The sequence below is a fragment of the Gilliamella sp. B2923 genome, from assembly GCF_026536565.1.
GTDB lineage: Bacteria > Pseudomonadota > Gammaproteobacteria > Enterobacterales > Orbaceae > Gilliamella.
Genome location: NZ_JAFNNZ010000042.1, coordinates 1 through 1,466 on the forward strand (window position 1 = coordinate 1; position 1,466 = coordinate 1,466).

Here is a 1,466-nt window from a genome sequence, read left to right on the forward strand (position 1 = left end):
AAGACAATGGTATTTTATTACTTATTGTAAAAGATGATAAACGTATGCGAATTGAGGTTGGCTATGGGCTTGAAGGAACTATTACCGACTTAGTGGCCAGTAAAATTATTCGTGAACAATTAGCACCAGAATTTCGACAAAATAACTATTATCAAGGAATTGATAATGCCTTATCTGTACTGAAACAAGAAATTGATAATCCTACCCCGAAAAGTGAAGATAACGAACAAGGCTCTAACTTGTTATCATCAGAAGATTTTACTTCCATGTTGAGTAATTATGCGCTGGTGTCATTTTTTATCTGCCTTACACTTGCTAACTTATTTTATCGTAAAGATAAAACTAAACGATGTTTATATACAGGTTTATTTAACGCACTATCTGTTGGTGGATTCACCCTTTGGCATATGCGCGATATATTTATGATAGTATTTATCATGTTTGTGGTATTTATTTTGAGTACCATTGCCAGCCGCATTGTCACTCCCGGAGCAGGCGGAGGAGGAAATCATCGAGGAGGAGGCGGTTTTGGTGGTTCTAGCGGTGGCTTCGGCGGAGGTGGCGGCTTTAGCGGCGGCGGTGGTGGTCGCAGTGGTGGCGGTGGCGCTTCCGGTAGCTGGTAAATGGGATAAAAAATAAGGCGCTATATGCGCCTTAATCATATCGATTAATAGCAGTTTATTTTTTACAACAATCGCTAGCCACATCATTCGGGAACAGTAAGCCACACAATTTAAGCAAAAGAACTATTAACAGGGTATTAATGATGCAATTTCGGTATTAAAAGATGTCATAATAGGTAATGAAATTAATCCAGAGAAACAAGCCCAGAATAATCATAGAATTGGGTTAAGTGAAATGTTAGATATGATGTTTAACTGGATTATTCAACAAAGCTGGAAAGTGTTTTCTTTTTTTGTTTGTTCGTTTTCACGGTTAAATTCGAAAAAAGTGAATTTGTCGTAAAAACGGCATATGAAGAAGTCGTAGCGGGAGTGACAGAAGCAGTCGATCTTCATATAGCCATTCGAGTAGAATTTGCCGAAGCGGAGGTGGCGGCCGCAGTGGTGGTGCATCTGGTCGTTGGTAATGAGATGAACAAAGATCATACTCATTAAGTTTTAATAGTAAGATTTTGATTTAACTATATAATAGTTTTATTTAGTGTTGTTAGTCATGAGGCAGAAAATATAATGAAAAGATATTTTCTAAGTAGTTTATTGTTAATATTCAGTTGGTTTTGTTATGGGCTAACCGACATCCCGGAATTTGCATACCGTGTTATCGACACGACTCATACTTTAACCGATTCTCAAAAAGAGTCATTAGAATCAAGTCTAATTGACTTTGAAAAGCCTCGAACCGATGGCGCCCAAATAGTGGTTTTAATGATTGCCAAACTGGATAATGAAACGGTAGAACAATACGCAGATAGAGTCTTTATTCAATGGAAAATCGGTCGAAAA

2 protein-coding genes are annotated in these 1,466 nt (G+C 37.7%); both read left to right on the top strand.

The features are described 5' to 3' along the window. On the top strand, positions 1 to 623 hold a 623-nt coding region (locus J3U42_RS12230), incomplete at its 5' end, for a TPM domain-containing protein (RefSeq protein WP_267336607.1). Between the two features lie 570 nt (positions 624 to 1,193). Next, the coding region (locus J3U42_RS12235) for a TPM domain-containing protein (protein WP_267336608.1) at positions 1,194 to 1,466 on the top strand (273 nt) is incomplete at its 3' end.